Source organism: Paraburkholderia sp. SSBN10T, assembly GCF_056619545.1.
This window is the reverse complement of record NZ_JBWQQI010000005.1, coordinates 317,164-340,475: the sequence shown is the minus strand read 5'-3', so window position 1 is coordinate 340,475 and position 23,312 is coordinate 317,164. Positions and strand designations below refer to the sequence as shown.

Genomic DNA, 23,312 nt, shown 5'->3' with positions numbered 1-23,312 from the left:
ACACCGGCATTGTTGCGGGTGACTCCGTTCGCCCGCTACCTGGCCATTCGGCCGATTGTCGCCACCCTGCCGCTTGAGTAAATTGACTGCATTCTTTTGAAGCTGAGGAATGCAGATGAAGCACGATGTCGCTTTGCCGCGCGGGTGCCGCGGCTTCACGCTGATCGAGACGTTGGTGGTGGTCGCCCTATTGGCGGTGATCGCCGTGATGGCTGCGCCATCGCTGGTTGCGTGGCACGTGCGCGACCAGGTCGACGCCCGCGCCGGAGCGCTGCTCTCGACGCTTTCCTACGCCCGCAGCGAAGCGGTCAGGCGTGGAGCGCGCGTGACGGTGTGCCGGGTGGATGCGGCTCGCCGCTGTCTGGCCTCGGGGCAAGCGTGCCGCGCTGGGGTGGCGGACTGGTCATGCGGCTGGGCGGTGATGGTCGAGCAGGCCGGCGCGCCCATGGTATTGCGTGCACAAGCTGAACTTGCGGCAGTGAGTATCGCCGGGACGCAGACGAACCTGACGTTCACGCCGCCGGCAGGGCAGTTGATCGGCAGTTTTCGCAGCTTCGATATCGCACCGCATTTTCCTTCCCGCGCGACTCAGGGTGCGCCATGGCGCCGTTGTATCCGCATAGCCGCGGGCGGGCGGCCGCGCATCGTCGAGGGCGCTTGCGGGGCGTCGTCATGAAAGCCACAAGATCCAGACAGACACGCGGTGCGTCGCTGATCGAGGTGATGCTTGCGGTTGCATTGACGGCTGTTACGGCGCTCGGCCTGATCGCTACGCAGTTGTGGATTGCTCGCGAGACCCGTGCCGCTGCGCTGCGCGAACACGCAGGTCTGCTCGCTGACGCTGTCGCCGAAAGCGCGCGTGCGCCGACCGGCGCCGAGGCCGCCTTGCGGCAGTGGAGTGTCCTCGCGGCGAGTTTGCTGCCGCAGGGTGAGGCGTCGATCAGCGAGCGGGGCGATGGAGTCTCGTTTGCCCGCGTGGTGTGGTCGGCTGTGACCACCATGCCCCTGTCGGAGCAGGTGACAGTCAAGCCCGGCTCGTGCGGTGATCTGCCTGTCGTCGCCGGATCGGCGTGCGTTGCCGTGGCGTTTGTCAAATGAAGCACGGCGTGCTTCGCCCGCGCGGCCATACCCTGGTCGAAATGGTCATTGCCTTGGCGTTGGGGCTTGTCGTGACCGTTGGCGCCGTCTCGCTGTATCGCGCGCAACGCTTGGCGTTCGGACGGGCGGGCGATACGCTTCGGATGCGCGAAGCAGGTCTGACGGCGCTCACGATGATTGGTCAGCAGATCCAGATGACGGGGTTCGTCCCGGCCGATACGCCTCAGTCGCAACAGGGGTTGACGCTGTTCGGATGTTCCTCTGCGCGGCCCGTTGGCGACGATGACAACCTCACGTGCGAAGCGCTGACAAGCCGCTCGGACGGCATCGCAATACGCTACGTTGGCGACAATGTTTCGACATGGCCATCGTCTACCGGCCAGCCGACCGATTGTCTCGGCCAGGCCGTGAGCGCCGGGACTGCGGCGTTCGGCGCGGGACGTGTGTTGATCGTCAACCGCTACTACGCGAAGCCCAGCACCTCGACAGTGGAGTCCGAGTTGTATTGCGACGGCAATGGCGGCTCTCTGCAGCCGCTGGTGGAGGGCGTGGAGCGATTGCGGTTCAAGTATTGGCTTGCCGGGGCGCAAGCCGCGCTCGACGCATCGGCCGTCGCGGCGGACGAATGGGCAAACGTGATCGCGGTGGACCTCTGCGTGCTGGTGCGCGGCGCACCGCAGGGACGGCGCTCGCGTTACGTCGATTGCGACGGCGCGACCGTAACGGGAGCGGACACGCGCTTGCGGCAGGCGTTCTGGCGGCGCGTGGCGATACGCAACAACGAGGGTGAGGCGTCATGATGACTTGCGTTCCACGGCAGCGAAATAACGCGGCGCGAGCCCCTCGAGCCTCGCGTGCCAAACCCACCCAAGGCGCAGCCCTGCCAATCGTGCTGTTGATCTCATCAATGATGCTCGTCACCTCGGCCGCCTGGTTTGAAGCCTCATTAGCGGCAGCGCGCGCCACGACCAACCTCGGCGATGCCCTGCAAGCCTTCCACGCCGCCGACTCAGCGCTGACGCTGTGCGCCCGCGCGGTCGCGGCTGATGGGGCCCCGGTGGTAGCGGCAGTCGCTGCCGAGCCGACGGGATGGAAACTCGAGCCGACGTTCGCCGCCAACGCCTTCGCGCCGGTCGCTCAGTGGCCCGGCTCGGCCGCTGCGCCGCAATGCCTCGTGGAAGCGTGGCACCTGATCGACCGTCCCGAGGCGCGGGCGTATCTACTCACGGCGCGGGGATTCGGCCGCACGCGGGAATCGCAGGCCTGGTTGCAACTGGAGTTAGTCGTGGACGGCGAGAAGACCGAGCGGCACTGGCGGCGAGTCGCCGCGCGCCCTTTTTAAAGGGCATCGGCATGAAGTCGCAACGATCAACGCAGCAGCTTGCCGGATTCACGCTCCTTGAGCTGATCATCGCGCTGGCGATCGCCGCAATACTGGTGGTGTATGCCGTGCCGTCTTATCGCGGTCACGTCGCCCGGTCGCACCGGGTCGACGCCGCGTCGGCGCTCTATCGCGCGGCACAGTTCATGGAGACAGGTGTCCCTGGAGAGGTGAGTTCGCTGCCGGCTGGACTCGATCAGGCGCCTCCGTTCGGCATACCCGTCTACCGACTGCAGGCGCTCCCCGCTGACGAAACAAACGGCGGTTATGCCGTGGAAGCGCACCCGGTGGAAACTGGGCCGATGCACGACGACCCGTGCGGCATCTTCGTACTCGACGCGACCGGTTTGCGCACGAATCGCATCGCGGACGGCGCCGCGACCGCAGGCCCGGACCTTTGCTGGAGCACAAAATGAGCAATTCCACGCAACGCAGCGGGCCGCACGGCTCAGTCCTCGCTATCGTCGTCCGGCGTATCGCTCGAAGGGCGGCGCGAGTCGTTCTTCATCTGCTGCCAGATGCGATATGCCTCCCACGCAGCCAGCCCAAGACTGCCCCACTTCAGCACCGGCTTCGCGCTTGCGGCAACGGTTGCCCGCAGCGGCTTGGCCAGCAGCAACGAGACAATCGAGCTGACCAGCGGATACTCCTTCAGCAGCGCGCCAATCCCCGCGCCGGCGGCGCTGGCTTTGCGCCAGCGCATGCCGGCGAAGGCCGGCGCGATGAATTTGAGCCAGCTAAAGTGAGTGACCGCCTGACGCAACTCGACGGTGGCCTGCGCGAGTTCCATGCGCTCCACGTCCGAGCGCATCAGCAACAACTCCTTGCGCAGGGCGCGCAGATGCGGCGCGCTCAGGTCTCGGGAGGGCGGGCGCTTGCTGCGAAAGGCGTTATCCGGGCGGGTAGAGCTCATGGTGTGTCGGCGGCAGGAGTGGTCGGGAGGGCAAGTGGCGCAAGCGGCGGGCGCGGGCCCGTATCACTGTTTGTGGAAGATCTCGCGATCCTTCTCGAACTCGGCGAGCGTTGCTTCGAACACCATCGGTGCGCTGTGCAAACCGCTGCGCGCCTTCAGCGCACAAACGACTGCCGCGATCGCGTAGACGGCGGTAATGCAGGCGAGCGACTGCCAGCGATAGGTATCCCAGAAAGCGATGGCGACGAGCGCGGTAAGCGCGATCAAGGCCATGGTGGCCAGCATCATCGCGGCAAGGCCGAGAAACAGCACGCCCAGCAGGCGCTCTTTTTCCTCGGCGAGTTCGATGCCGATCAGTTCGAGCCGCGTCTGCAGAATCGAGAACACGGAACTGAGGAGGCGGCGCAAAGGACTGGGATCCGCGCGCTTCGATTGATTGTCGATCGTCATGGCTTGAGCGCGTTGCGCGTGAGATGCGCCAGAAGAAGCAGACCGGCCAGACAGGCACCGGTCAACCCGTGTCAGCGGCATGCCGGAACAAGCCCCCGGCAATACCGGCCATTTTTACTTGCGATTGATCAGCAGGCCGACCAGGACACCGACACCCGCAGCGATGCCGATCGAGGTCCAGGGATGCTCGTGCACGTAGTCATCCGTTGCGCGGGCGGCCTTCTTGCCTTTCTCGACCACCACGACCTGCACGTCGGCGGCTTTCTCCTTGGCCTGTTTCAGGCGCGTCAGCGCCGTTTCACGCAGTTCGGAAGCGCGTTCGCCGGTGGCGCTCGCGGCCTGTTTCAGCAGGTCTTCAGCGTCCGCGAGGACGGTTTTGATATCCGACATCAATCTCTCCTTGTTGACTTCCGACATTTACAGCTCCCATCTTGGTATGGCATGCGTGAATCGTAACCAAAGAAACGTTAAGTGGCGAGCGCCGCCGATATAAGCCAGCGGGCGCATCAACCATTCCCGGCCGATTCGCTGCTGCCCGAGGGGTTCTCCAGGGCAGCCGCATGATGAACCCGGATCATGATGGAGTTGATCTGTCCCGCAAAGTTTCCTCCATTCCGGCGAAAATTACAAAAATGCATAAAGTTCTGACGCGATGTTGGTTCGTGGTGTACGCCCGCTTCCGTATGCTCTAAATTTGCGGGGTGCCGCAGGCGCGAGCCTGAACGGACCGTCCAAACACACTAAGGAGCTGCATCATGAGTCTACGTCTTGGCGATATCGCACCGGATTTCGAACAGGATTCGAGCGTTGGCCGCATCAAGTTCCACGAATGGCTGGGCGATAGCTGGGGCGTGCTGTTCTCGCATCCGGCAGACTTCACGCCTGTTTGCACGACCGAGCTTGGCTTGACGGCAAAACTCGCCGGCGAGTTCGAAAAGCGCAATGTGAAGACGATCGCCCTGTCGGTGGACAGCACGGAATCACACAAGGAATGGATCAAGGACATCAACGAAACGCAAGCCGCGAGCGTCGGTTTTCCGATTCTTGCCGACGGCGACCGCAAGGTTTCCGAGCTGTACGACATGATCCATCCGAATGCGAGCGAGACCTTCACGGTCCGCTCGCTGTTCGTCATCGACCCGAAGAAGAAGGTGCGTCTGACCATTACGTACCCGGCCAGCACGGGCCGCAACTTCGACGAAGTGCTGCGCGTGATCGACTCGCTGCAACTCACCGACAACTACCAGGTCGCCACGCCGGGCAACTGGAAGCATGGCGACGACGTGGTGATCGTACCGTCGCTGAAGGACGAGGAAGTGATCAAACAGAAATTCCCGAAGGGCTACAAGGCGCTGCGTCCGTATCTGCGCCTGACGCCGCAGCCGAACAAGTAAGCTAAAGCGCTGCAGCCATGCAAAGGCCAACCGCGTGTGGTTGGCCTTTTGCGTTTCATGGTGCGGGCGGCTACGCTGACGGCACCATGAAACGCGCTTCAAGGCACGCCGTCAGGGATGGCCGCTTAGCCGAGACGCTCAGAAGAACGCCTGAATCCCCGTTTGCGCGCGGCCGAGAATCAGCGCGTGAATATCGTGCGTGCCTTCATAGGTGTTCACGACTTCCAGATTCACCAGATGCCGCACGATGCCGAATTCGTCCGAGATGCCATTGCCGCCGAGCATGTCGCGGGCGAGCCGGGCAATGTCCAGCGCCTTGCCGCACGAGTTGCGTTTCATGATCGAGGTGATCTCGACCGCCGCCGTGCCTTCGTCCTTCATGCGACCGAGGCGCAGCACGCCTTGCAGCCCGAGCGTGATCTCGGTCTGCATGTCGGCGAGCTTCTTCTGGATCAACTGGTTGGCGGCGAGCGGCCGGCCGAACTGCTTGCGGTCCAGCACATACTGGCGTGCGGTATGCCAGCAGGCTTCGGCTGCGCCGAGCGCGCCCCAGGCGATGCCGTAGCGCGCCGAGTTCAGGCAGGTGAACGGGCCTTTGAGGCCGCTGACCTTCGGCAGCATGTTCTCCTCCGGCACGAACACTTCGTCCATCACGATCTCGCCGGTGATCGAGGCGCGCAAGCCTACCTTGCTGTGAATCGTCGGGGCGGACAGGCCTTTCCAGCCTTTCTCGAGAATGAAACCGCGAATCGTGTCCTTGCCGTTTTCCTCGAGCTTGGCCCACACGACGAACACGTCGGCGATCGGCGAGTTGGTGATCCACATCTTCGCGCCCGACAGCGAGAAGCCGCCGTCCACCTTCTTCGCCCGCGTGACCATGCTGCCCGGATCGGAGCCGTGGTTCGGCTCGGTCAGGCCGAAGCAGCCGATCCATTCACCGGTGGCGAGCTTCGGCAGGTACTTCGCCTTTTGCGCATCCGAGCCGAATTCGTAGATCGGCACCATCACCAGCGAGGACTGCACCGACATCATCGAGCGGTAGCCGGAATCGACGCGCTCCACTTCACGCGCGATCAGCCCGTAGCTGACGTAGTTCAGGCCCGGGCCGCCATATTCCTCAGGAATGGTCGGGCCGAGCAGGCCGAGCTCGCCCATTTCGCGGAAGATCTCGAGGTCGGTTTTCTCATGCCGGAACGCTTCCAGTACGCGCGGCTGCAGCCGGTCTTGCGCATAGGCCGCGGCGGCGTCGCGCACCATGCGTTCTTCTTCGGTGAGCTGCTGATCGAGCAACAGCGGATCTTCCCAGTGAAACTGCGCGGCGTCGGCCATGATGCGTATCTCCTGAATCGACTCTCGTATGACTTGAACTACTTGACTTGAATTCCGCTATGCGGAACAATGTTTTGCAAATTAGACTTGAGTGTAGCATCCCATGACGCCTGCATCTACTCCCCTCGAACCCCTGGACGAGCGCAAATTCGTGGTTGCGCTGGCCCGCGGCCTTGACCTGCTGCGCGCCTTCCGGCCCGGCGAGACCATGCTCGGCAACCGCGATTTCGTCGAACGCACGGGCTTGCCGAAGGCCACGGTCAATCGCCTGGCTTATACGCTGACGGTGCTCGGATACCTGCGTCTCGACGAGACGCTAGGCAAATATGCGCTCGACGCCGGGGTACTGTCACTCGGCTTCGCGCTGTTGTCCGGCACCGACACGCTCGACCTCGCGCGGCCGCATATGCGCGTGCTCGCCCGCGAGGTGGGGGCGGCCGTCTCGCTGGGCTGCCGGGACGGGCTCGACATGATCTATCTGGAGACGATTCGCAGCGAGACGGCGCTCACACTAGGTCTCGCCTCGGGATCGAAGCTGTCCATGCTCACCAGTTCCATGGGGCGCGCGTACCTGGCCGTGCAACCGCTCGATGTGCGCACGGCTTTGCTTGCCGAATTGAAGAAAGCCGCCGGCGACGAGGGAGCCGAGCTGGTGGCCGGCGCGGAGAAGGAAATCGAGGTGTTCGCGCGGGAGCGCTGCTGCTACTCGTTTCGCGACTGGCACGACGACGTGAACGCGGTCGCAGTACCGTTTCGCGAGCCGCGCGAGGGCCGCTGGCTGGTGCTCAGTTGCAGCGGGCCGGCGTCGTCGATGGGGGAAGAGGTGTTTCGCGAGAATGTCGGGCCGCGTTTGAAGGCGCTGGCGCGCCGTCTGGGCGATACCGGCTGAAGTTGCGTCACACCGCCCCATCGTGACTATGTGCTGCAAACAGCGGCCCCTGCACGAAGCGCACGTCGTATTGCTGCAGCAAGTCGAACTGCGTCTCGCTCGCCACGCGGTTGAAGATCAACGGAATTCGCAGGCGGTTCGCATAGCCCACTAGCGGCTTCACCATCGCATCGCGCAGCGCGAGGCCCGCATCCATCTTGATGAAGTCGAGCCGCGCCATGTCGGACACCGAGAGGATCTGGCCGGCGTTCGGCAGATTGCCGGCCACCTTGAACCCATAGCGTTGATAACTCTTGGTCAGATAACCGAGGAAGGTGCGGTGCGCCACCGCGGCGGCAGGCAATTCAATCACGATGCGCGACGGATTGAGTCCGAACGAAACCAGCACGGTCGAGAAGTGCCGGCCGTGGTCGTACTTCACGCTTTTCAGCAAGCGCTCATGGACTCGCAGGAACAGCAGTCCATGACGTTGCGCGCCGAAGAAATTGATCGCGTGGAGCGCCCGCGACATGCGGTCCAGCGCCACCAGTTGCGGGTCGTCTTCGATGCGGTCGAACGGATCGAAGGGCTCGCCGTCGAGGCGTAGCGTCACCGCCTGGAAGCCCAGTTCATCGCCGAACCGCTCGACGCTGTCCGGTGCGGAAGAGAGCGATTGGGCGAGCGCATGCACGCTGATATCGAAGATCGGCTCGTAGGCGCTGGCGAGTCCGAATCCGTCGAAGCGGGCGATGGCGCTGTCGTGATGGATGCCTTCGCCCAACGCCAGATGTTCGCCGAGAAACGGATGTTCAGCAGCGCGGGCGACGAGTTGGGGGACGGTCTGCGGGATCATGAATGAATGTCGTGGCGCGTGGTTCGCGCATCGAAGCGCGGCGTTTAGCCGCATCTATCGATGTTAGCAGTCCGCACCGCGCTTACATGAACTAATTGCTGATAACCATATCGGGGTTCGTACGGAGATCCAGGGTTAACGTTAATTTCACTATACGTAATTAGTTTTACCATTCGTAAATCGCAAAAACGACTGTGGTGGCGAATCCGTTCGCGCCGATCAGGACGAGGAGACGACTCAATGAACGCCCAACCCGGGTCTGCAAACGTGATCGAAGTCGAGCGCGTGCTGGGTGAAACGCATCACCCGGCTTTTCAGTTGCTGCTGTTGTTGCTGTGCGGCCTGTGCCTCGTGATCGACGGTTTCGACGCGCAAGCGATGGGCTACGTCGCGCCGAGCGTGATCGGTGAATGGCATGTGTCGAAGGCGGCGCTCGGCCCCGTCTTCAGTGCGAGCCTGTTCGGCATGCTGCTCGGTGCGCTGGGGTTGTCGGTGCTGGCCGACAAGATGGGCCGGCGCCCGGTGCTGATCGGCGCGACACTGTTCTTCGCGCTGGCCATGCTGGCGACGCCGTTCGTGACGACGATTCCGGCCTTGCTCACGCTGCGCTTCGTCACGGGCCTTGGGCTGGGTTGCATCATGCCGAACGCGATGGCGTTGGTCGGCGAATTCTCGAGCACCGCGCACCGCGTCAAGCGGATGATGCTGGTGTCGTGCGGCTTTACGCTCGGCGCGGCGCTGGGCGGCTTCATCAGCGCGGCGCTGATTCCGTCGTACGGCTGGCGTGCGGTGTTCTGGGTCGGCGGCACGGTGCCGCTGCTGCTTGCCTTCGCGATGCTGGCGGCGCTGCCGGAATCGCTGCAGTTTCTGGTGCTCAAGGGCCGGCATGAGCGCGCCTTGCGCTGGCTCGGCCGCTTTGACCCAAGCCTGCCAATCGGCGCGGATACGCGCCTTGTCGTGCGCGAAAAAGCCGGCGGCGGGGCGCCGGTGGCCGAGCTGTTTCGCGCCGGCCGCACGCCGGTCACGCTGATCCTCTGGGCCATCAGCTTCATGAACCTGATCGATCTGTACTTTCTCTCGAACTGGCTACCCACCGTCATGCACGAAGCCGGCTATGCGCCTGCCACGGCGGTGATCGTCGGCACCGTGCTACAGACCGGCGGCGTGGTGGGCACGCTGCTGCTGGGCTGGTTCGTCGAACGTTACGGCTTTGTGCGCGTGCTGTTCGTGTGCTTCGTGGCCGCCGCCGTGACGGTCGGCATGATCGGCACGTTTGCGCATGCACTGCCGTGGCTCCTGATCGTCGTGTTTGCCGGCGGCTTCTGCGTGGTCGGCGGCCAGCCTGCCGTGAACGCGCTCGCCGGTCATTTCTATCCGACCACGCTGCGCTCCACCGGCATCGGCTGGAGTCTCGGCATCGGCCGGATCGGCTCGGTGATTGGGCCGCTGGTCGGCGGACAACTGATTGCGCTCAACTGGTCGAACGCTTCGCTGTTTCATGCGGCCGCCGTGCCGGTGCTGTGCTCGGCGCTGCTGGTACTGGCGCTGGCCGGTGCGACCCGGCAGCGTGGCGGCATCACGGCGCAAGCGGTCTGAATACAGTCTGAGAACGGCATCAAAGCGGCCCAGCAGCGGCCGGCGTTTCAACGGAGAATCTGGATGGACACCACCACACACAAGCCCGCGAGTCCGGCAGCAGGAGATCGTGCGGACGATCGCGCGCGGCCTGACATCGAGCCCAGTTATCAATCCGGCTTCGCTAACGAGTTCGCCACGGAAGCACTGCCGGGCGCGTTGCCGCAAGGCCGCAACTCGCCGCAGCGCGCGGCATATGGTCTGTACGCCGAACAATTGTCGGGCACGGCTTTTACCGCGCCGCGCAGCCACAACCGCCGTTCCTGGCTGTACCGGATTCGTCCGGCGGCAGTGCATCAGCCGTTCACGGCGCTGCCTTCGCACCGTCTGGTGGCGAACTTCCACGAAGTGCCGCCGACCCCGCCGAACCCGTTGCGCTGGGACCCGCTGCCGATGCCGGCCGAGCCGACAGATTTCGTCGACGGCTGGGTGACGATGGCCGGCAACGGTTCGGCCGAGGCGATGAGCGGCTGCGCGATTCACCTGTATGCCGCCAACTGTTCGATGCAGGATCGTTTCTTTTACAGCGCCGATGGCGAACTGCTGATCGTGCCGCAGGAAGGCCGCCTGCATATCGCAACGGAATTAGGTCGGCTCGACGTCGAGCCGTTCGAAATCGCGGTGATTCCGCGCGGCGTGCGTTTCGCCGTCTCGCTGCCTGACGGTACGGCACGTGGCTACATCTGCGAGAACTTCGGCGCGTTGCTGCGTCTGCCGGACCTGGGGCCGATCGGGTCGAACGGCCTCGCCAATCCGCGCGATTTCCTGACGCCGCTTGCCGCGTACGAAGACCGCGAGGGCGCCTTCGAACTGGTGGCGAAGCTCAACGGCAACCTGTGGCGCGCGGACATTGGCCATTCTCCGCTCGACGTGGTCGCGTGGCACGGCAACTACGCGCCTTACAAGTACGATCTGCGGCGCTTCAACACGATCGGCTCGATCAGCTTCGATCACCCCGATCCGTCGATCTTCCTCGTGCTGCATTCGCCGAGCGATACGCCAGGCGTCGACACGATCGACTTCGTGATTTTCCCGCCACGCTGGCTGGCCGCGGAGGACACGTTCCGCCCGCCCTGGTTCCACCGCAACGTGGCGAGCGAGTTCATGGGCCTCGTACACGGCGTCTATGACGCGAAGGCCGAAGGCTTCGTGCCGGGCGGCGCCAGTCTGCACAACTGCATGACGGGCCACGGCCCGGATGCGGACACCTTCGAGAAAGCGTCGCACAGCGACACCTCGAAGCCGCACAAGGTCGGCGACACGATGGCCTTCATGTTCGAAACCCGCACCCTGATCAAGCCGACCCGCTTCGCGCTGGAAACGGCGCAACTCCAGGCGCATTACTACGAGTGCTGGCAAGGCCTCGAGAAACACTTCAACCCGGAGCAACGATGAGCGCATCGAGCGATCTTCAGGCGACACTCGACGCCTCGCGCAAAAGCTGGATCGAAGCCGCGAACGATCCCGCCTGTGATTTTCCGATCCAGAACCTGCCGTTCGGCATTTTCAGCGACGCACGCAATCCGGCGCCGCGAGTGGGTGTGGCGATCGGCGATCGCATCGCCGATCTGGCGGTGCTGCAGGCGGCCGGTCTGCTGCGCCTGGCCGGCGGGGCGGCAAGCCAGGACGTGTTCTCTCGCGACACGCTCAACGATTTCATCGCCCTTGGCCGCGAAGCGTGGCGTAGCGTGCGGGTCCAGTTGAGCAACCTGCTCGCCCGCGACACCGCCACACTGCGCGACGCCGCCGGGTTGCGCGAACGCGCGCTGATGCCGCAGGCCGACGCTACGCTGCACCTGCCGGTGCAGATTCCCAGCTACACGGATTTCTACTCGTCGAAGGAACACGCGACGAACGTGGGCTCGATGTTCCGTGATCCTAAGAATGCCTTGCTGCCGAACTGGTCCGAAATGCCGATCGGTTACAACGGCCGGGCCTCGTCGGTGGTGGTGAGCGGCACGCCGGTGCGGCGCCCGAACGGCCAGTTGAAGCTGCCCGACCAAGAGCGCCCGGTGTTCGGCGCGTGCCGCAAGCTGGATATCGAACTGGAGACCGGCTTTATCGTCGGACGCGGCAATGCGCTTGGCGAGCCGATCGCGTGCGCCGATGCCGAGGACCACATCTTCGGCATGGTGCTGCTCAACGACTGGAGCGCGCGCGACATCCAGCAGTGGGAATACGTGCCGCTCGGGCCGTTCAATTCGAAGACCTTCGCTACGACCATTTCGCCCTGGATCGTCACGCTCGATGCGCTCGAGCCGTTCCGCGTCGCGCAACCGGCGCAGGAGCCGCAGCCGCTTGCGTATCTGCGGCACGACGGTGCGCACGCATTCGATATCGCGCTGGAAGTCACACTGCGTCCGCAGCATGCGCAAGAAGCAACGACGATCGCGCGCACCAACTTCCGGCATATGTACTGGACCATGGCGCAGCAACTCGCACACCACACGGTGTCCGGCTGCAATACGCGGGTGGGCGACCTGATGGGCTCAGGGACGATCAGCGGCCCGAGCGCGGACTCCTACGGCAGCCTGCTGGAACTGACGTGGAACGGCAAGCATCCGCTGGAATTGAAGGCAGGCGGCAGCCGTGCGTTCATCGAGGACGGCGACGAACTGACGCTCGCTGGATGGTGCCAGGGTGACGGCTACCGGGTCGGCTTCGGCACCTGCGTGGGGGAGATTTTTCCGGCGCACAAGTAAGGTGGCGCAGGGGGCGCGGCTACGCGGCAGCGCGCCCTTGCTTGAGCATGCTTTTCGCGTGTGCTCATCGTCACTGCAGCGCCTGCGCCGTGCCGCGCTGCTTCTCCCACCACACCGCCGCCAGAAACGCGAGCACGCCCACCAGCAGCACGCCGATCAGCGCGTCGTTGCCGACGCTCTTCATCAGCGTTCCCGCGATCAACGGTCCGCCGAAGCTCGCCGCGCTCCACGACGCCCCCACGAGTGAACTGGCCGATACCAGCGCCACGCCGCGAAAGCGCTCGCCGCATGCCACCAGCGACAGCGTGTAGATTGATCCGGCTGCTGCACCCAGCACGAACAGCAACGGCCAGCACAGCCAGCGCGACGAGATTGCCCACGGCAGCAGCGGCAATAGCACCGCGACGACCACCGCGGCGCCGATATGCACCCGCTCGCGGCCGAGCCGGTCCGCGAGCCAGCCGATCGGAAATTGCATCGTGGTATCGCCGAGCAGCAACGCCGAGGCGAACAGCACGGCCACCTCGCCGGAGATGCCGTGCGCCATCGCAAAGAGCGGCATCAGCGACAACGCGATCGTGTCGAACAGCGCAAAGAAGCCCGTGCCGATCACGAGCGCCGGCATGAGCGGCAGTACTTGCCGCCAGCCGCCGTGAACTTCTGCTTCATCCTGGGCTGCAGGCGTCGAGCGGATCGCTGCGAGCGCCGGCAGTGCCAGCATGAAGAGCGCGCCGCACAGCAGAAAGCGCCAGGCGGTGAAGTCGTCGACCTGACTGATCAGTACCGGTCCGGCCATCTGGAACAGCGTGAAGTTGGTCGCATAGATGGCGACGACGCGGCCGCGTGTGGCATCGTCGGCGAGCTGGTTGACCCATGCTTCGCCGATCGTGAACAGCAGCATCAACGCCGCGCCGCACAAGATGCGCAGCACGCCCCAGACGACCAGGTTCGTGCTGAACTGCATGAGCGCGGTGGCAATCCCGACCACCAGCACCGCACCGACAATCACTTGCCGGCCGCCGAAGCGTGCTGCGATCCAGCCGGCCAGCGGCACCACGAGCAGACCGCCGCCGGCTTGCGCGGCGGTCAACAGGCCGACCACGTCGGTGCCGTAGCCCGCCTGCGTCAGGGCCAGCGCGGTGAGGGGAAGGGTAGCGCCGCTGCCTAGTCCGACTACCGCGACGCTAAGAATGAGTGCGAGAAAATCGCGTGTGAAGATGACTTTCATCGGGCCAGATGCTACACCGCCCGTGTGTCATGCGCATGCCGACGCAGCGACGCGGGCCGCTGCGTCAGCATGAGCGCGAGGTTCAACCGGGGACTGCGGCGCGCGGCGTGCGCCGCTCGAGCGATGCCGACCACAGCGTCAACCCGAGCGCTCCGGCGGCAGCGGCGACCCCGACCCACGGCAGCGTGGTCAGCGGCGCACCCGCGCCGATCGCCATGCCGCCGAGCCACGCACCGGTGGCGTTGCCGAGATTGAAGGCGCCCTGATTGAGCGTTGAAGCGAGGTTCGGGGCATGGCTCGCGCGGTCGACAATCAGCATCTGCAGCGGCGGCACGATGGCAAAAGCGAGCACGCCCCACGCGAAGATCGTGATCATGGCAGGCATCGCCGAGTGCATCGTACCGGCGAAGATCGTCAGGATCACCACGATGGCCAGCAGGAACGCCACCAGCGAAGGCATCAGGCGCCAGTCGGCCAGCTTGCCGCCGAGCGTGCTGCCGACCGTCAGGCCAAGGCCGAACAACAGCAGCACCAGCGTGACCGCATGCGGCGTGAAGCCGGTGACGTCTTCGAGGATCGGTGTGATGTAGGTGAAGGTGGAGAAAAGACTGGCCGATGCGAGCACGCTGATGCCGAGCACCATCAGCACCTGTGGGTTCTTCAGCACGCTGAATTCGCGCACCAGACTGGCCTTGTGCATCTCGATCTTCGCGGGCAGGCAAACCGCCAGCGCGCCGGCGGCCAACACGCCGATGCCGGTCACGGCCCAGAACGTCGCGCGCCAGCCGACCGCCTGACCGAGCGCGGTGCCGAGCGGCACGCCGAGCACATTGGCGAGCGTCAGACCGGTGAACATCAGGGCGATGGCCTGGGCACGCCGGTTCGGCGCCACCAGACCCGCTGCGACCACCGAGCCGATGCCGAAGAAGGCGCCATGGCAAAACGCCGTGACGATCCGCGCGGCCATCAGCACGCCGTAGTTGGGGGCGATAGCGCACAGCAGATTGCCGAAGATAAACACGCCGATCAGGCTCATCAGCGCCTTTTTGCGCGGCATATTGGCCACGGCGATGGCGACGATCGGCGCACCGATCGTCACGCCGAGCGCATAGGCCGACACCAGCATGCCGGCCGCCGGGATCGAGACGGTCAGATCGCGCGCCACGTCGGGCAGCAAGCCCATGATGACGAATTCAGTGGTACCGATTCCAAACGCGGCTACGGCGAGGGCAAGCAGAGGCAAAGGCATGATGGGGAGATCGGTACGAAGTCCGCGCGTGGCGCGTGGCCGGCGCGCGTTTCGGAGCGAGAGCGCGGGCGCAGGCAGGGCAAACAAGTAAGGGATTGTACCTAAGCCAAAACGCTGTTGCAGGGGAGCGGTCAGAGTGTTGTTTTTCGCTGAACGGGCCGTTGTGGCTAGTCGACGTTTGCCTTGTCTGGCCTAGTTTGACTAGGCATCAGGCATCAGTGCTCCGCCGTGGCGGCCGGCGCCCCCTGCAAACCGCAGCGCGCCCGCTACGCCTTCGGCAAAGACCGCCTGATAACCGCCCGCACCTTCGCGGCGCAATGCCTCGCGCAGATCGTCGAGCGTGCTGTTGTCGAGCGCCGAGCGGCGGTCCGCCAGCAGCGCGGCCTGCGGAAACGCCGCCAGTTCCGCGGCGAGCTGCTCGGCCGCGGGCCGCGCCGCGGCGCTCGCCACGACCCGGTTGGCCAGTCCGAACGAAAGAGCTTCCCGGGCATCGATGGCGCGCCCGGTCAGGATCAGGTCCAGCGCGCGCGACAGCCCAATCAGCCGCGGCAGCCGGATCGTCCCGCCGTCGATCAGCGGAATGCCGACCCGCCGGCAAAACACGCCCAGCACCGCATCTTCCTCGACCACCCGCAGGTCGCACATCGCGGCCAGTTCGAGGCCGCCGGCGACCGCGTAGCCGGCAATCGCGGCGATCACCGGCTTCGTGAACGCCATGCGGGTCGGCCCCATCGGTCCTGGACCGCTGCCGTCGGCGTGCAGTTCGTTGCGGCGCGCTTCGTCGCCGAGCGCGCTCAGGTCGGCGCCCGCGCAAAAGTTGCCGCCTGCGCCGAACAGGACTGCGGCGCGCCATGCCGGCTCGGCTTCGAAGCGCCGGAACGCCGCGCTCAACGCGTCGGCGGTGGGACGGTCTACGGCGTTGCGGCATGCCGGCCGTTCGAGCACGACGGTGGCAACCGCGTCGTCCGCTTCGATCCTCACATAGTCGCCGAAGTGTTCTGAAGTCATCGCTGTCTCCCTCACTGGCGGTATCCGCCCGATTGCATCGTATGCTGACTGATTAATGCTCGGCGTTGTCACATATACTTCATAGGCGAACCGTAGCGTAAGCGCTTTTTTAGCAGAGCCGGTGCCTGGGCACCGGCCAGCCGAGTCCGCATCTGTCATTGCTCATGTCATCGCCCACGCCCACTCTCGAACCTTCCATGGCCGAACCGATATGGATCGTTCCCCTGCATGATCATCCGTGGTACGACCATGTGCGCTTAAAGCGTGTGTTTGTGACCGACGCCACGCGTCATCAGGTCGTGCTGGTCGACGCCCGCAAGCTGCTCGAATGCGCGAGCCGCGACAACACCGACTATGTGCTGAAACCCGTCGCCGAATGGCATACGGGCAAGGTGCGTGGCATTCGCGAGTTTCTCGATCCGGAGAATCCACGCATCCCGCAGATGCCCTATGTGACGGTGTCGACCCGCCGCGCGCCCGGCGTGATGGGCTGGCTCAGGCTTGAGCATGAGGGCGTGGTGGCGTTCCGCAACGGCCAGCATCGGGCGCGCTATCTGGCCGAAGCCGGCGCTCAATGGTTTCCGGTGGAAGTCCACGAACGCGAGGCGGCCTTGCTGCGTGAAGTCTGCGGTGCGGCCGACGACGCGCGCACCGCGATTCGTCAGACCATGGACAGCGCCGCGCGCTAGGTCGACGCGTCGCCCGGTTTGTGCCGCTAGCCACGCGCCAGGCCGACGCGCCGCCCGGCTCATGCCGCTAGCCGCGCGCCGTGACGACGTTGCGCGGCGTGCCGGCGCGCCAGGCCGCCACGTTGCCGAGCGTCGTCAGGGCGATTTCGTTCATTGCCTCACGGGTGAAGAACGCCTGGTGAGCGGTCACGATCACGTTGGGGAACATCAGGAGCCGCGCCAGCACGTCGTCCTGCAGCGGCAGGTTCGAATGGTCCTCGAAGAACAGACCGCCTTCTTCCTCGTAGACATCGAGCCCGAGGTTGCCGAGCTGCCCGCTCTTGAGCGCGCCGATCAGCGCGTTGCTTTCGACGAGTCCGCCGCGCCCCGTATTGATCAGCATGGCGCCGCGCTTCATGCTGGCGAGCGCCGCTGCGTCGATCAGATGATAGGTGGCCGGCAGCAGCGGACAGTGCAGGCTGACGATGTCGCTCTGCGCAAGCAGCGTATCGAGCGTCACGTAGCGCGCGCCGAGCGCCAGCAGATCGTCTGCCGGCGTGCCGGGGTCGTACGCGAGCACCTGCATGCCGAAGCCCGCCATGATCCGGCCGAATACCCGGCCGATCATGCCGGTGCCGATCACGCCTACCGTCTTGCCGTGCAGATCGAAACCGAGCAGCCCATGCAGCGAAAAGTCGCCTTCGCGCGTACGCGCTGCTGCACGCGCGAGGCGCCGGTTCAGTGCAAGGATGAGGCCCACCGCGTGTTCGGCGACCGCATGCGGCGAATAGGCCGGCACCCGCACCACAGTCAGCCCCAGGCGCTGCGCGGCCGCCAGATCGACATGATTGAAGCCTGCCGAACGCAGCGCGAGCAGGCGCGTGCCGCCGGCGTGCAGCCGTTCGAGGACCGCTGCGTCGGCGCAGTCGTTGACGAACGCGCAGACCACTTCGAAGCCCTCGGCGAGGACCGCGGTGTCCGCGTCGAGGTGCGATTCCTGATAGTGCAGGTCGTATCCGTGGGTGGCGTTCGCTTCTTGAAACGTGTCGCGGTCGTACTGGCGACTGCTGAACAGGATCATGCGCATGGGTCTCTCCGCTGACGACATGCCGCTAGTTTAATCGTCGCGTGCTGCATGCAGGCTGGTGCTCCGCTCGCCTCCGAGGAGTGGCGGCAAGGTTGGCGCGGAGGTTTGCACGAGTGGCGCCGCGTCGGCGGCACTGGTTGTGGCCTGCGGAAAATGGCCAAGCGTGTGTTCGACGAACGCGCGTGTTTTTGCCGGCAGGAACTGACGGTTCGGATAGACGATCGATATCCTGACGTCGGGATCGTCCACCCTGTGATCCGCCAGCACCTGCTTCAAGGCTCCGCTCGCGAGGTCGTCCGCCACCATCTGCCAAGGCAGGATCGCAATGCCCATGCCGGCCAGCACGCCGAGCCGCACCATCGTCGCGCTGTTGACCGAATACACCGGCTGCAGCGTGATCTGCCCGGCGTGCTGTGCCGGTCCGGTGAAATGCCAGTTGGCGTCGTGCTGTTCGGTCGGCAGTCCGATGAAGTCGTGCAGCGCGAGTTGTGCCGGCGCGTGCGGCTCGCCGTGTTCGGCGAGGTACGCGGGCGCGGCGCAGACCACCAGCGAATGCGTGCCGATCGGCCTCTCGACCAGGTCGTGGCCGCGCGCCGTGGAACCGGTGACGATGCCCACGTCGTAACCTTCTTCGATCAGGTCCACGCGCCGCTCGGTCAGCGTCAGCCGTACCTTGACCTGCGGATAACGCCGGCGGAAACCGTCGAGCAAGGGCGTCAGCGAAAGCAGCGAGAGCGCGCCGGAAGCGGCGAGCCGCAGCGTGCCGCCCGGCTCGGCCTGGGGATCGCCGAGCGTGCTTTCGAGGCGGTCGAGTTCTTCGAGCAGACCGCGGCAACCTTCGAGGTAGCGCGCTCCGGCTTCGGTCAGCGCGAGATTTCGCGTCGTGCGATTGATGAGGCGGGTTTTCAGGTGGGCTTCGAGTGTGGCGATCGAACGCGTGACAAGCGCATTCGATACCGCGAGTTGCTGGGCGGCGCGGCGGAAGCTCTCAGTCTCCGCCACTCTGACGAAAATGCGCATTGCGTGAATCTGGTTCATTGGCATTCTCCTCTTGTACTTGTTGGAAAGCCGCGTGATGTTTCACATGGCGACACAACTGCCAAAGCAAGGAATTGTCCGGACCAGCGGCGTTGCAACTTCTGTTGAAAAGAATATTGACTATTATCTGGAATTACAATATTTATTGACCAAGCCTGTGGAATTGTAGATGTGGGTATTTCGCAGGTTGTCTAGCTTGTCGGAGCGGGATCGGGAATTGGCTGAATTCGCCTGATTCGAGCAGCAATTGACCTGATTTCAGCTGTCATTGACCGGCAGATCGTCAGAATAAGCGGATTTCCCAGTGGTTGGGCCACTTCACGAGGAATCGATGCATATCTCCAGTCTAGCCTGTATTGCCCGCTTTCGCCGCACTGCCGCATCGACTGTCCGGATGCCCGGCACGTCATGACGGTGCATAAATTCCTAATTGAATGACCTATGTCACGCCTGTACGGTGTTCGGCTTGTTGCGTCCATAAAGAATGCCGAGAATCGGTTTTTGTGAATTTCAGGGCGGCTTTTTTACATTTGTCATAAATCCGCGGTAAAGCGGCGAACCAGAACATGATCATTGAATTGCTGAGGGCGCAACCGGAGATCGCGCTGTTTGGAAATCTCGCTCCCGGATATTTCATTGACTCATTCAAGATCGGATCAATCCAGCCTGGCGGCGTCTGCGGCACCTTGATTGTGGCGCGCCTGTCAGGGCAAACCGGCGCATGGGCGCGCCTGCACGGGGCAGCAATGCGGCATGCCGGCCGTCAAACCAGACAGTAAGGTCATCATTCACAGCGAGGACACGATGGACTGGCTACACAACATCTTTCACAAGTCACCTGAGATAGCGTTGTTTCTCTCCCTGGCGGTGGGCTACTACGTCGGCCAGATCAATTTCGGCAAGTTCCAGCTCGGCGGGGTGGGCGGCTCGCTGCTTGCCGCAGTGGTGATCAGCCAGGCCGGTGTCACGATCGACAACGGCGTGAAGTCGGTAATGTTCGCCGTGTTCATCTACGCGGTCGGCTACGACTCGGGGCCGGGCTTCTTCAACTCGCTCAACCGCAAGACGCTGCGTGAAATCGCCATGGCGATCTTCCTTGCGGTGTCGGCGCTGGTGACGGTGGTCGTGTGTGCGAAGCTGTTCCACCTCAACAAGGGACTCGCGGCCGGGCTCGCGGGCGGTGCGCTGACCCAGTCGGCCATCATCGGCACGGCGGGCGACGCGATTGCGCGTCTCGGTCTGCCTGCCGATCAGATCAAGTCGTTGCAGTCCGACGTCGCGATCGCTTACGCGGTGACCTATGTGTTCGGCTCGCTCGGGGCGATCATCGTCTGCGTGAATGTCCTGCCCAAATTCATGGGGCAGGGCTTGCGCGAGGCGGCGCTCGAGGCGGAGAAGGAGCTGGCCGGCAATGCGCCGGCGCAGGCCCCGGGGCAGTTGTCGGCGTTGCCGGAGATGGTGGGGCGTGCATACAGGATCGATGTCAGCGCCGGGAAAACGGTCAAGGCAGTCGAGACCCTGCATCAGGACATGTTGACGATCGAGCGCATCAAGCGTGGCGGCAAGAACCTGGAGCCGGCACCCGATGTGGCGTTGCAACTCGACGATGAAGTGCTGGTGGTGGGTCGCCGCGAGGCGGTGGTCGAATTCGGCTCGAACGGCAACGAGATCGCCGACGTCGAGGGTATTGGCGCCGTGATGCAGACGCGCCAGGGCGTGTTCACGCGCAAGGGCATGAATCACACGACGATCGCCGAAGTGCGGCAGAACGTGGACCGCGATCTGCGCCACGGCGTGTATATCGAAGGCGCGACGCGCGCCGGCCAGCCGTTGCCGATCCTGCCGGAAACGAAGCTCGAACACGGCGACGTGATCACGTTCTACGGCTCGCCGAAAGATACGAAGCGTGCCGTCGATGCAGCCGGTTACGAGCTGCCGTACAGCAACAAGACCGACTTCATCTACATGGGCGTGGGCCTGGTGCTCGGTTTGCTGATCGGTCTGATCGTGCTGAACGTGGGTGGCATTCCGCTCACGCTCGGCTCGGGCGGCGGCTGCCTGCTCGCGGGCCTGCTGTTCGGCTGGATGCGCGGCAAGCATCCGATGTACGGCGTGTTGCCCTCGGCCGCTTCGCAGTTGCTGAAGGACTTCGGGCTGGCCGCATTCGTGGCGGTGGTGGGCTTGAACTCAGGCTTGCAGGCGGTGGTGACGGTCAAGCAGAGCGGCATGACGATTTTCCTGCTCGGCGTGTTCGTCACGCTGTTCCCGCTGCTCCTGACGATGCTGTTCGGCCGCTATGTGCTCGGTTACAAAAACGCCGCGCTTCTGGCCGGCGCGCTGTCCGGTTCGCGCAGCGCGAATCCGGCTTTCGGCGGTGTGCTCGACAAGGCTGAAAGCGCGGTTCCCACGGTGCCGTTCGCCATCACCTACGCGATCGCCAACGTGGCGCTGACCCTGCTCGGGCCGCTCGTCGTGGGTCTCGTGTAACGCGCTGCCCGTCCGCTCGAAACCCGGCTCTCAACTCAAATTCCTTCACGCCGGCGCTGCTGCAGGAGCGCGCCCCCAGCCGGCGTATTTCACCCTTGCAATGGAGAAACGCATCATGGCAAAAGGCAAAAGCGACAACGAACAGGCGAAGCTAGCCGCACTCAGCCCGTTCGAACTGAAGGACGAACTGATCAAGGCAGCCGGCGGCGGCGCAGTCGAGCGCGCCGCGAACGCGTCGATGCTCAACGCCGGCCGCGGCAACCCGAACTTCCTTGCGACGATTCCGCGCCACGGCTTCTGGCAACTCGGTCTGTTCGCCATGCGAGAGTCGGAGCGTTCGTTCGCATTCATGCCCGAAGGCGTGGGCGGCTTTCCGCGCCGCGAAGGGCTGACGGAACGTTTCGATCTGTTCCTGCGTGAAAACAAAGGTGTGCCAGGCATTGACTTTCTGCGTGGCGCCGTGTCGTACGTGCGCGATCAACTGGGGCTGTCGGCCGGCGACTTCCTGTACGAAATGTGCGAAGGCATCCTGGCCTCGAACTACCCTGTGCCGGACCGCATGCTGAAGCTCTCGGAGATCATCGTCGGGCAGTATCTGCGCCGCGAGATGATCGGCAAGCATCCGTTTGTCGGCGAGTTCGATATTTTCGCGGTGGAAGGCGGCACCGCGGCCATGACCTACATCTTCAATACGCTGCGCGAAAACCGGCTCATCAAGCCGGGCGATACGATCGCGCTCGGCATGCCGATCTTCACGCCGTACATCGAAATTCCGCGTCTGAACGACTATCAGCTCAATGTCGTCAATCTCGAAGCCACGGTCGAGAGCGGCTGGCAATATTCGAAGAAGGAACTCGACAAGCTGCGTGATCCGAAGGTGAAGGCGTTCTTCCTCGTCAATCCGAGCAATCCGCCTTCGGTGAAGATCGACGACGAGAGCCTTCGATACATTGCGGAGATCGTCAAGGAACGGCCGGACCTGATCCTGCTGACCGACGACGTGTACGGCACCTTCGCCGACGACTTCGTGTCGCTGTTCGCGCTCGCGCCGAAGAACACGATTCTGGTGTACTCGTACTCGAAGTACTTCGGTGCGACCGGCTGGCGTCTCGGCACGATCGCGACGCATCGCGACAACGTGCTCGACAGGCTGCTCGGCGAATTGCCAAAGGACGTGAAGAAGGAACTGCACACGCGCTACGAGTCGATCACGACGGAGCCGGACAAGCTGAAGTTCATCGACCGCCTGGTGGCGGACAGCCGCACCGTCGCGCTGAACCACACTGCGGGCCTGTCGACGCCGCAGCAGGTGCAGATGGTGCTGTTCTCGCTGTTCTCGTTGATGGATACGCCCGATGCATACAAGAACGCGTTGAAGCGCCTGATCCGCAGCCGCAAGCGGGCGCTGTACGAGGAGGTCGGCATCTCGTTCGAGGACGACGATCCGAACCAGGTCGACTACTACACGATTCTCGACATCGAGTTCCTCGGCGAGCGGATGTTCGGGCGCAAGTTCGTGGAGTGGCTGTTCAGGAACACCGAGCCGTCCGAGCTGCTGTTCCGTCTCGCGCGCGAGGCGCGGGTCGTGCTGCTGCCGGGGCGCGGCTTCGGTACGCAGCATCCGTCGGGCCGGGTGTCGCTCGCGAACCTCAACGAGTCCGACTATCGCCAGATCGGCCGCGCGATGCGCAAGCTGATCGAGGAATATGTGGACCGCTATAACCACGACACGGGCAGCAAGCTCGACAAGCATGCGGTGAAGTGAGCACATGAGCGCGGGCCGCCGGTCCGCGTGCCGCCTGTGCACGCGCGACTAGCACTGTCAAAAAACTTGCACAATCGCCCGGATCGGTGAATCATCGGGACAGCGGCCTCGCCAGCGTCACAATCGGCGAGGCCGCTTGCATCTGAGCAGCCTGATTGC

General features: G+C 64.2%; 24 protein-coding genes. 14 read left to right on the top strand and 10 right to left on the bottom strand.

Annotated elements, in window-relative coordinates:
- Window positions 1-109: 109 nt before the first annotated feature.
- From AC1ECK_RS10685 to AC1ECK_RS10665, 5 genes are all read left to right on the top strand, one after another.
- Window positions 110-676 (top strand): GspH/FimT family pseudopilin, encoded by a 567-nt coding sequence (locus AC1ECK_RS10685; protein ID WP_480318686.1) that lies wholly within the window; start codon window positions 110-112, stop codon window positions 674-676.
- Entirely contained in the window at window positions 673-1,098 is a 426-nt protein-coding gene (locus AC1ECK_RS10680; RefSeq protein WP_480318684.1) for a type IV pilus modification PilV family protein, read from the top strand. The genes AC1ECK_RS10685 and AC1ECK_RS10680 overlap by 4 nt, the downstream gene beginning before the upstream one ends.
- Complete coding sequence (locus tag AC1ECK_RS10675; RefSeq protein ID WP_480318682.1) at window positions 1,095-1,898, top strand: PilW family protein; 804 nt, start codon at window positions 1,095-1,097, stop codon at window positions 1,896-1,898. Before AC1ECK_RS10680 ends, AC1ECK_RS10675 begins: the two co-directional genes overlap by 4 nt.
- A gap of 107 nt (window positions 1,899-2,005) precedes the next feature.
- Window positions 2,006-2,440 carry a hypothetical protein gene (locus AC1ECK_RS10670; protein WP_480318680.1) on the top strand — a complete coding sequence of 145 codons (435 nt, stop codon included), beginning with the start codon at window positions 2,006-2,008 and terminating at the stop codon, window positions 2,438-2,440.
- 11 nt (window positions 2,441-2,451) lie between these two features.
- Window positions 2,452-2,895 carry a type IV pilin protein gene (locus AC1ECK_RS10665; RefSeq protein ID WP_480318678.1) on the top strand — a complete coding sequence of 148 codons (444 nt, stop codon included), beginning with the start codon at window positions 2,452-2,454 and terminating at the stop codon, window positions 2,893-2,895.
- A gap of 32 nt (window positions 2,896-2,927) precedes the next feature.
- Here AC1ECK_RS10665 and AC1ECK_RS10660 read toward each other — a convergent pair whose 3' ends face one another.
- From AC1ECK_RS10660 to AC1ECK_RS10650, 3 genes are all read right to left on the bottom strand, one after another.
- Window positions 2,928-3,392, bottom strand: coding sequence for a DUF3318 domain-containing protein (locus AC1ECK_RS10660; protein ID WP_480318676.1), 465 nt, complete (start codon window positions 3,390-3,392; stop codon window positions 2,928-2,930).
- A gap of 63 nt (window positions 3,393-3,455) precedes the next feature.
- Entirely contained in the window at window positions 3,456-3,842 is a 387-nt protein-coding gene (locus AC1ECK_RS10655; protein ID WP_480318674.1) for a phage holin family protein, read from the bottom strand.
- 114 nt (window positions 3,843-3,956) lie between these two features.
- Complete coding sequence (locus AC1ECK_RS10650; protein ID WP_028220165.1) at window positions 3,957-4,259, bottom strand: ElaB/YgaM/YqjD family protein; 303 nt, start codon at window positions 4,257-4,259, stop codon at window positions 3,957-3,959.
- A gap of 338 nt (window positions 4,260-4,597) precedes the next feature.
- Here AC1ECK_RS10650 and AC1ECK_RS10645 point away from each other — a divergent pair, with 338 nt between their 5' ends.
- Window positions 4,598-5,236, top strand: coding sequence for a peroxiredoxin (locus AC1ECK_RS10645; protein ID WP_137955928.1), 639 nt, complete (start codon window positions 4,598-4,600; stop codon window positions 5,234-5,236).
- Between the two features lie 138 nt (window positions 5,237-5,374).
- On the opposite strand, the gene AC1ECK_RS10640 is transcribed toward AC1ECK_RS10645, so the two are convergent.
- Window positions 5,375-6,565 (bottom strand): acyl-CoA dehydrogenase, encoded by a 1,191-nt coding sequence (locus AC1ECK_RS10640; RefSeq protein WP_480318671.1) that lies wholly within the window; start codon window positions 6,563-6,565, stop codon window positions 5,375-5,377.
- Window positions 6,566-6,668: 103 nt separating this feature from the next.
- Between AC1ECK_RS10640 and AC1ECK_RS10635 the strand changes: the two genes are divergently transcribed.
- Complete coding sequence (locus AC1ECK_RS10635) at window positions 6,669-7,454, top strand: IclR family transcriptional regulator (protein WP_480318669.1); 786 nt, start codon at window positions 6,669-6,671, stop codon at window positions 7,452-7,454.
- A gap of 7 nt (window positions 7,455-7,461) precedes the next feature.
- On the opposite strand, the gene AC1ECK_RS10630 is transcribed toward AC1ECK_RS10635, so the two are convergent.
- On the bottom strand, window positions 7,462-8,286 hold the full coding sequence (locus tag AC1ECK_RS10630; RefSeq protein ID WP_480318667.1) for an EAL domain-containing protein: 825 nt from the start codon (window positions 8,284-8,286) through the stop codon (window positions 7,462-7,464).
- Between the two features lie 240 nt (window positions 8,287-8,526).
- On the opposite strand from AC1ECK_RS10630, the gene AC1ECK_RS10625 reads away from it, so the two are divergent.
- The 3 genes from AC1ECK_RS10625 (at window position 8,527) to fahA (ending at window position 12,623) form a co-directional block, all read left to right on the top strand.
- Complete coding sequence (locus AC1ECK_RS10625; protein WP_480318665.1) at window positions 8,527-9,882, top strand: MFS transporter; 1,356 nt, start codon at window positions 8,527-8,529, stop codon at window positions 9,880-9,882.
- Between the two features lie 63 nt (window positions 9,883-9,945).
- Complete coding sequence (gene hmgA / locus AC1ECK_RS10620) at window positions 9,946-11,316, top strand: homogentisate 1,2-dioxygenase (RefSeq protein ID WP_480318664.1); 1,371 nt, start codon at window positions 9,946-9,948, stop codon at window positions 11,314-11,316.
- Entirely contained in the window at window positions 11,313-12,623 is a 1,311-nt protein-coding gene (fahA, locus tag AC1ECK_RS10615; protein WP_480318662.1) for a fumarylacetoacetase, read from the top strand. Before hmgA ends, fahA begins: the two co-directional genes overlap by 4 nt.
- A gap of 70 nt (window positions 12,624-12,693) precedes the next feature.
- Here fahA and AC1ECK_RS10610 read toward each other — a convergent pair whose 3' ends face one another.
- The 3 genes from AC1ECK_RS10610 to AC1ECK_RS10600 all read right to left on the bottom strand — a co-directional run bounded on the left by AC1ECK_RS10610 (window position 12,694) and on the right by AC1ECK_RS10600 (window position 16,108).
- Window positions 12,694-13,851, bottom strand: coding sequence for an MFS transporter (locus AC1ECK_RS10610; protein ID WP_480318660.1), 1,158 nt, complete (start codon window positions 13,849-13,851; stop codon window positions 12,694-12,696).
- Window positions 13,852-13,933: 82 nt separating this feature from the next.
- Window positions 13,934-15,100: an MFS transporter gene (locus AC1ECK_RS10605; protein ID WP_480318658.1), complete on the bottom strand. Its 1,167-nt coding sequence runs from the start codon at window positions 15,098-15,100 to the stop codon at window positions 13,934-13,936.
- A gap of 201 nt (window positions 15,101-15,301) precedes the next feature.
- The gene (locus tag AC1ECK_RS10600; protein WP_480318656.1) at window positions 15,302-16,108 is read right to left on the bottom strand and encodes a crotonase/enoyl-CoA hydratase family protein; all 807 of its coding nucleotides are present in this window, start codon (window positions 16,106-16,108) and stop codon (window positions 15,302-15,304) included.
- Between the two features lie 164 nt (window positions 16,109-16,272).
- On the opposite strand from AC1ECK_RS10600, the gene AC1ECK_RS10595 reads away from it, so the two are divergent.
- The gene (locus tag AC1ECK_RS10595; protein WP_480318654.1) at window positions 16,273-16,797 is read left to right on the top strand and encodes a plasmid fertility inhibition factor family protein; all 525 of its coding nucleotides are present in this window, start codon (window positions 16,273-16,275) and stop codon (window positions 16,795-16,797) included.
- A 67-nt stretch (window positions 16,798-16,864) separates the two neighbouring features.
- Here the strand turns inward: AC1ECK_RS10595 and AC1ECK_RS10590 are convergent, their stop codons facing one another.
- Together AC1ECK_RS10590 and AC1ECK_RS10585 are read right to left on the bottom strand one after the other, a co-directional pair.
- Complete coding sequence (locus tag AC1ECK_RS10590; protein ID WP_480318652.1) at window positions 16,865-17,863, bottom strand: 2-hydroxyacid dehydrogenase; 999 nt, start codon at window positions 17,861-17,863, stop codon at window positions 16,865-16,867.
- A 30-nt stretch (window positions 17,864-17,893) separates the two neighbouring features.
- On the bottom strand, window positions 17,894-18,901 hold the full coding sequence (locus tag AC1ECK_RS10585) for a LysR family transcriptional regulator (RefSeq protein WP_480318650.1): 1,008 nt from the start codon (window positions 18,899-18,901) through the stop codon (window positions 17,894-17,896).
- A 566-nt stretch (window positions 18,902-19,467) separates the two neighbouring features.
- Here AC1ECK_RS10585 and AC1ECK_RS10580 point away from each other — a divergent pair.
- From AC1ECK_RS10580 to AC1ECK_RS10570, 3 genes are all read left to right on the top strand, one after another.
- On the top strand, window positions 19,468-19,680 hold the full coding sequence (locus AC1ECK_RS10580) for a hypothetical protein (RefSeq protein ID WP_480318648.1): 213 nt from the start codon (window positions 19,468-19,470) through the stop codon (window positions 19,678-19,680).
- A gap of 25 nt (window positions 19,681-19,705) precedes the next feature.
- The gene (aspT, locus tag AC1ECK_RS10575) at window positions 19,706-21,388 is read left to right on the top strand and encodes an aspartate-alanine antiporter (RefSeq protein WP_480318647.1); all 1,683 of its coding nucleotides are present in this window, start codon (window positions 19,706-19,708) and stop codon (window positions 21,386-21,388) included.
- A gap of 115 nt (window positions 21,389-21,503) precedes the next feature.
- The gene (locus AC1ECK_RS10570; protein WP_480318645.1) at window positions 21,504-23,153 is read left to right on the top strand and encodes a bifunctional aspartate transaminase/aspartate 4-decarboxylase; all 1,650 of its coding nucleotides are present in this window, start codon (window positions 21,504-21,506) and stop codon (window positions 23,151-23,153) included.
- Window positions 23,154-23,312 lie beyond the last annotated feature (159 nt).

Coding starts and splice junctions, on each gene's coding strand:
- AC1ECK_RS10685 (WP_480318686.1), top strand. CDS start 110: ATGCAGATGAAGCACGATGTCGCTTTGCCGCGCGGGTGCCGCGGCTTC.
- AC1ECK_RS10680 (WP_480318684.1), top strand. CDS start 673: ATGAAAGCCACAAGATCCAGACAGACACGCGGTGCGTCGCTGATCGAG.
- AC1ECK_RS10675 (WP_480318682.1), top strand. CDS start 1,095: ATGAAGCACGGCGTGCTTCGCCCGCGCGGCCATACCCTGGTCGAAATG.
- AC1ECK_RS10670 (WP_480318680.1), top strand. CDS start 2,006: ATGATGCTCGTCACCTCGGCCGCCTGGTTTGAAGCCTCATTAGCGGCA.
- AC1ECK_RS10665 (WP_480318678.1), top strand. CDS start 2,452: ATGAAGTCGCAACGATCAACGCAGCAGCTTGCCGGATTCACGCTCCTT.
- AC1ECK_RS10660 (WP_480318676.1), bottom strand. CDS start 3,392: ATGAGCTCTACCCGCCCGGATAACGCCTTTCGCAGCAAGCGCCCGCCC.
- AC1ECK_RS10655 (WP_480318674.1), bottom strand. CDS start 3,842: ATGACGATCGACAATCAATCGAAGCGCGCGGATCCCAGTCCTTTGCGC.
- AC1ECK_RS10650 (WP_028220165.1), bottom strand. CDS start 4,259: ATGTCGGAAGTCAACAAGGAGAGATTGATGTCGGATATCAAAACCGTC.
- AC1ECK_RS10645 (WP_137955928.1), top strand. CDS start 4,598: ATGAGTCTACGTCTTGGCGATATCGCACCGGATTTCGAACAGGATTCG.
- AC1ECK_RS10640 (WP_480318671.1), bottom strand. CDS start 6,565: ATGGCCGACGCCGCGCAGTTTCACTGGGAAGATCCGCTGTTGCTCGAT.
- AC1ECK_RS10635 (WP_480318669.1), top strand. CDS start 6,669: ATGACGCCTGCATCTACTCCCCTCGAACCCCTGGACGAGCGCAAATTC.
- AC1ECK_RS10630 (WP_480318667.1), bottom strand. CDS start 8,286: ATGATCCCGCAGACCGTCCCCCAACTCGTCGCCCGCGCTGCTGAACAT.
- AC1ECK_RS10625 (WP_480318665.1), top strand. CDS start 8,527: ATGAACGCCCAACCCGGGTCTGCAAACGTGATCGAAGTCGAGCGCGTG.
- hmgA (WP_480318664.1), top strand. CDS start 9,946: ATGGACACCACCACACACAAGCCCGCGAGTCCGGCAGCAGGAGATCGT.
- fahA (WP_480318662.1), top strand. CDS start 11,313: ATGAGCGCATCGAGCGATCTTCAGGCGACACTCGACGCCTCGCGCAAA.
- AC1ECK_RS10610 (WP_480318660.1), bottom strand. CDS start 13,851: ATGAAAGTCATCTTCACACGCGATTTTCTCGCACTCATTCTTAGCGTC.
- AC1ECK_RS10605 (WP_480318658.1), bottom strand. CDS start 15,100: ATGCCTTTGCCTCTGCTTGCCCTCGCCGTAGCCGCGTTTGGAATCGGT.
- AC1ECK_RS10600 (WP_480318656.1), bottom strand. CDS start 16,108: ATGACTTCAGAACACTTCGGCGACTATGTGAGGATCGAAGCGGACGAC.
- AC1ECK_RS10595 (WP_480318654.1), top strand. CDS start 16,273: ATGTCATCGCCCACGCCCACTCTCGAACCTTCCATGGCCGAACCGATA.
- AC1ECK_RS10590 (WP_480318652.1), bottom strand. CDS start 17,863: ATGCGCATGATCCTGTTCAGCAGTCGCCAGTACGACCGCGACACGTTT.
- AC1ECK_RS10585 (WP_480318650.1), bottom strand. CDS start 18,901: ATGAACCAGATTCACGCAATGCGCATTTTCGTCAGAGTGGCGGAGACT.
- AC1ECK_RS10580 (WP_480318648.1), top strand. CDS start 19,468: ATGATCATTGAATTGCTGAGGGCGCAACCGGAGATCGCGCTGTTTGGA.
- aspT (WP_480318647.1), top strand. CDS start 19,706: ATGGACTGGCTACACAACATCTTTCACAAGTCACCTGAGATAGCGTTG.
- AC1ECK_RS10570 (WP_480318645.1), top strand. CDS start 21,504: ATGGCAAAAGGCAAAAGCGACAACGAACAGGCGAAGCTAGCCGCACTC.